Consider the following 4845-nt stretch of genomic DNA (forward strand, 5'->3'; position numbering starts at 1 on the left):
CCCCCGTACCCGCCCCCGGAGCCGGCCACGACGGCGGCCGCCGAGCGGGTCCGGAAGCTGGCGCGCAACGGCGCACTGGCCCGGTCGGCCGCGCTGACCACCTCTGCCCGGGCCGCGATCAGCGGTGGGGTCTACGCGGTGGCCTGGCCGATCGTCTTCTCCCGGATCACCCGGCGGGCCGAGTTGCGCCACGGCCACCTGCGCTGCGCGCAGGCCGTGCACAAGCTCGCGCCCGAATGCCTGGACCGCTTCCACGACGACGTCGAGGCCGTCGTCCAGGACACCCTCCAGCATGCCGACCGGCCGATCCGCAACCTCGACGCCTGGATCGCGGCGCGCCTCACCGCGGCGACGGTGAACGCGCACCGCCGGGCCCGGGGAAGCCGCGGTGCCCTGCAGCGCCCGCGCGTGCCGAAGTGGCTGGCCGCCGCGCTGGGCGAGGATCCCTGGTATGTCGACCTCGCCATGCAGATCCTGGTCTGGGCCGGCTTGCCGGGCACCGCGGGCAGCCAGCTGTGGCCCCTGGACGCGTGGACCCAGCGCCGCGGCGAGGTCGTCGGGGACTGGGCCGGCGCCAACCGGGTGGTGCTGCGCCGCGAGATAGATCTGGTCCTGGCCGCGATGCGCCAGCGGGAGCGCTGGTACACGGACTACGTCGAACGGCCGCTGGGCCGCAAAGAGACACCGACGGTCTCCGAGACCTTCAGCGACGCCGACGGCCCGGGCCCGTCCGCCGAGCCTGCCGCCCTGGCGCTGGCCGAGCCGTACGAGGTCCAGGACGGACTGCTGCTCGCCCTCGCCAAGGACGCGCTGACGTCGATCCGGGCCCGGATCGACGCGGGCCAGGCCGCCACGGACGCCGTCGTCGACGTCGTGGGCACCTTGTTCGGCGAGGACAGCGGGAGCGGCGCCCTCGATCTCGAATACGCGCCGCACGAGTCGCCTTCGCACAGCGACGCGGTCTCGACGCGGCTACGCGATTCCGCGGAGGTCGAGCGGATCGTCGCCTCGGTGCTCGGCATCCTCGGGGACGGCGTCGGAGACGGCATCGGCGGCGACCCAGCCGAGGCCGACGGTGACGGCGTCTGACCCGGAGTCGTCCTCCGGGCCGGGCGCCACCCCCGGAAGACTCCGCCGTAGTGCCGCACTGCGCTGCTCGATCAGCCGGTGCACCTGCTCGTCTGTGGCACCGCGGGCTCGGGCCGCCGCCGTCGCGGCCCGAAGCTCGGCGAGCAGCAGGGCGGTGATCTCGGCGTCGCGGTCGCGGTCGCCGGCGCCGGCGCCGTCGCGGTCGCCAGCTGGCCGGCCTGGTTTCGGTGAGGTCATGAGGTGGGTTCGCCGTTCGCTGCTTCTCAGAGGGTGACGGTGCCTACGGTGCACTTGCGGTCAGTCGGCGACGCATAGCCAGGACGCTTCCCGATTACGCCTGACACAGGTCCACTCTCAGTATCCTCCGAAATCGCTCCGCCGCACTCATCTGCCACGGTTCCGGGGAACGTCCACTCCGACCGCCCGACGAGAATGCGTTCAGCGCTCGCGTGCCCGTGGGACACCCGGGTCGAGACCGAAATCGATGGTGTGCAGGTCGTACCGCACCACCGGGCCCCGGGACCGGCCGGCGTCCCGGTCGCGGCCGGAGCCGATCTGGTCGATCACCTGCTGCAGCGAGCTGACGTGGCCGATCCGGCCGCGGACGCCCTCCTGTTCCAGCACACTGACGTCGAGCGGGGCCGAGGTCACCAGGAGCAGCGTGGTCTCCGGCCGGACCAGCGTGGCGTCCACACCTTCCGGCCAGGTCAGCGGTTCGCCGGTGAGCACGCCGTCCAAGCCGTCGAGGCCGAACACGTACTCCTGGCCGGCGGCGAGCCGCTCTCCCGACGGCGACACCGCGGTCAGGACCGCGACACGGCCCGCGACGCCGATGTCGATCAGGGCGATGTAGACGTCACCCGTGCCGCTGTTGCGCACGCTGAAGTACTGCATCGCGCCGACGGGGACGACCGCGCCGCGAGGCGGCAGGGGGTGGCGCTCGCCGTCCTCGACGACACCCCATTCCCACTTGACGGCGGCGTGCAGGGCCCAATGGTCGTCGCCGGCCAGGTTGCTCAGCGCGGCCGCGCGGGCCAGGGCGTTCAAGTCCCGCACGACGCGGCCCACGCCCGCGGCGTCGGCGGCCCGCGCGGCGTGCAGCGGTCCGATCCGGTCCTCGACGGTCAGCCGCCCGGCCGCGTCGATCCGAACGGCCGCCTGCCAGTGGTCACCCGGATCCGCCGGCCGGATCAGCGGCGCCGCGGCCACCGCGCGCGCCAGGTCCTTCGCCTGCGGGCCGTCCGGGAGCAGGACCGGGATGGCAGGCGCGGCCACGGTCTCGCGGTGCGCACGAGCACCGATCGGCAGCGCGTCCCGCCCCGGCGCGAGCACCAGGGGTCCCTCGGCCGCCACCGGCCCGACCCGGTCGATCCGCACGTCGCCGATCTTGGTGGCGGGGTCGGCCTCCGCCGCGTCGGCCGGCATGACGACGAACGTGTCGTTCACACCCGTTCCGAGGAAGGTAGCGAGCTCCAGACGAGCCCGTCCCGGACCGGCGTCGCACACGGGCAGCGTGGTGACCAGGTCGGCCTCGGCGGTCTGGAACAGGAGCCTGCCGAACCGGCCCTCGGCCTCCGGACGCTGGCCCGGGGAGATGTCACGGACCCGGCGGCGCACCCGGGCGATGAGGGACGCCCAGCTGACCGGCTCCTGGCCGGCCTCAGCCAGCGCCAGGACCAAAGACTCCGTGAGGGCGCCCATCCGGCGGCCGTCGTCGCCGTCATATTCGTAGGCTGATTCGTCGGGGGCGCAGGCCACGATTCTCACCGACTCCGCGTCGCCCCCGGGCCGCCTCAGGTCCGTCTGCAGCTTCCCGTCCTTACGCAGCCCTTCGATGTACGACCGCAGATGCTCGTACGGGATCTGCCCGTGCGCGGCCTTGGCGACCAGCCCGGGCCGCCGGGACATGTGGGCCGCGTGGCAGCAGTCGAGGATCACGACCGCGTTGTCCGTCTTGGCGGTCAGCCCGGCCAGCAGGACGGACAGCTCCACCGAGGTGATCACGCGGTAGTCGCCGAGCCGGGAGGCATGGAAGTCGAAGGGCACGATGAACTGCAGGTCCCACAGGGGCGGGTCGGCGGCGCCCGGGGCCGGCGCGGTGGCGCGACCACCGTGGCCGCTGTAGTAGACGACGGCCGGCTCGGACGCCTCGACGTCGGATGTCAACCGCTCGTACGCGGCCAGGATCCCGTCGCGGGTGGCGTCCGCCCCGACGCAGCGCTCGACGGTGAAGCCGCGGACGCCGAGCGCCGCGGCCATCGCCTCGACGTCGTTCTCACAGCCGCTGAGTCCGTCCAGACTGACGCCGATCAACAGTGCCCTTCCAACCATGGTCCCTCCAATTCAGCGCGGCGGGCCGAAGCCCGGGCCCGGCGGTCCGGGCGGTCACCGAGGACTTCGACGAGTCCGGTGCGGCAGGCGAGCGAGATCGCCTCGGCCCGGGTGGAGACGCCGAGCTCGGCGAGGATGTGGCGGATGTGGTGGATGTGGACGGTCGCGGTGCCCTCGGCGATGAAGAATCTCCTTGCCGATCCTGCGGTTGACGAGGCCTTCGGCGACCAGGCTCGGGACGTCCAGCTCGCGGCTGGCGGGGCTGGGGGTGTCTGCCAGCCGTGGTCTCGCTCCGGGCCGAGGTGGCCGCGCTCGCGCGCGAGGGTGGTCACCCTGCCGCCGCATCCTTTCCCCATCGTCGTGGAGGCGCCGACCCGACGGGCCGCTCTACGCCTGCGGGTACTGACGGACGGGAGACGAGAGATCGCGCGTTCGCCGTATCCATCGGACGCCGAGGTCGTCGTGGAGGCCGAAAGTTTCGGTGAGAAGCGGCGAGCCGAAGCTCGATCACCGCAGCGGCTGTTCGCTCGTTTCCCCTGTTGGACCCGCCGTAGCGCAGCCATATCGTGGTCAATCATCGGCGACGGCATGCTGTAGTTCTTCGAAACATGTCCGAAACTCATTGACGACGGTTCGCCGGGATTCAACACTGCCGATAGGTCTCAGCGACCTGATCCCGGTCGCCGGCTCTCGGCGACTCCATCACAGTTAGGAGGCGCATTTCGCATGCCCGGCAACCCACGTCTCCCCGGAATCCGCCGGAGCCGCCGGCTCCGGCTTCGGCTGCTCATCGGCGCCGCCGTCGCCTTGTTCCTGGCCACGGTGATGCCGTCCGGCCCGGCGTCCGCGGCGACGAGTATCTGCTCTAACCAGACTGGCAACAACGGCGGTTACTACTACCAGATGTGGAGTAGTGGCCAAGGGTCGGCTTGTATCACCATGAACTCGGGAAACAGCTACAGCTCCAGTTGGAGCGGGATCGGCGACTTCGTCGCCGGTGTGGGCTGGAACCCCGGCGACACGTCCACGAAGTCGTTCACCGGCAGCCTGAACGCCTCCGGGGGTACCTCGCTCGTGTCGCTTTATGGCTGGTCGACCGGTCCGCTGGTCGAGTACTACGTCATGGAGAACTACGTCGGTTCGCCGCCCACGGCCGGCACGTACATGGGACAGGTCACCAGCGACGGTGGCACGTTCGACATCTACGAGCACCAGCAAGTGAACCAGCCCTCGATCCAGGGCACCGCCACCTTCGAGCAGTACCTGGCGATCCGGACGTCGCCGGTGTCCAGCGGCACCATCACCGTGTCCAACTTCTTCAACGCGTGGGCCGGCCACGGGATGAACCTGGGAACGCTCAACTACCAGATCCTCGCCACGGAAGCCTGGGGCGGCGGTAGCGGTAGCTCCAACGTCTCGGTGAGC

5 protein-coding genes are annotated in these 4845 nt (G+C 71.4%); 3 read left to right on the plus strand and 2 right to left on the minus strand.

Going from position 1 to position 4845, the window contains the following annotated elements:
• Positions 1-1089, plus strand: a 1089-nt coding sequence (locus GWK61_RS52785; RefSeq protein WP_194921834.1) for a hypothetical protein, incomplete at its 5' end; no start/stop codon positions are given.
• Positions 1090-1167: 78 nt separating this feature from the next.
• Positions 1168-1320 (plus strand): hypothetical protein, encoded by a 153-nt coding sequence (locus GWK61_RS52790; RefSeq protein ID WP_194921835.1) that lies wholly within the window; start codon positions 1168-1170, stop codon positions 1318-1320.
• A 207-nt stretch (positions 1321-1527) separates the two neighbouring features.
• Here GWK61_RS52790 and GWK61_RS52795 read toward each other — a convergent pair whose 3' ends face one another.
• On the minus strand, positions 1528-3420 hold the full coding sequence (locus GWK61_RS52795) for a caspase family protein (RefSeq protein WP_194921836.1): 1893 nt from the start codon (positions 3418-3420) through the stop codon (positions 1528-1530).
• Positions 3399-3752, minus strand: coding sequence for a helix-turn-helix domain-containing protein (locus GWK61_RS52800; protein ID WP_194921837.1), 354 nt, complete (start codon positions 3750-3752; stop codon positions 3399-3401). Before GWK61_RS52800 ends, GWK61_RS52795 begins: the two co-directional genes overlap by 22 nt.
• Before the next feature lie 394 nt (positions 3753-4146).
• Between GWK61_RS52800 and GWK61_RS52805 the strand changes: the two genes are divergently transcribed.
• Positions 4147-4845: glycoside hydrolase family 11 protein (locus GWK61_RS52805; RefSeq protein WP_194921838.1), on the plus strand; the 699-nt coding region annotated here is incomplete at its 3' end.

The organism is Catenulispora rubra (assembly GCF_015356825.1).
GTDB lineage: Bacteria > Actinomycetota > Actinomycetes > Streptomycetales > Catenulisporaceae > Catenulispora > Catenulispora rubra.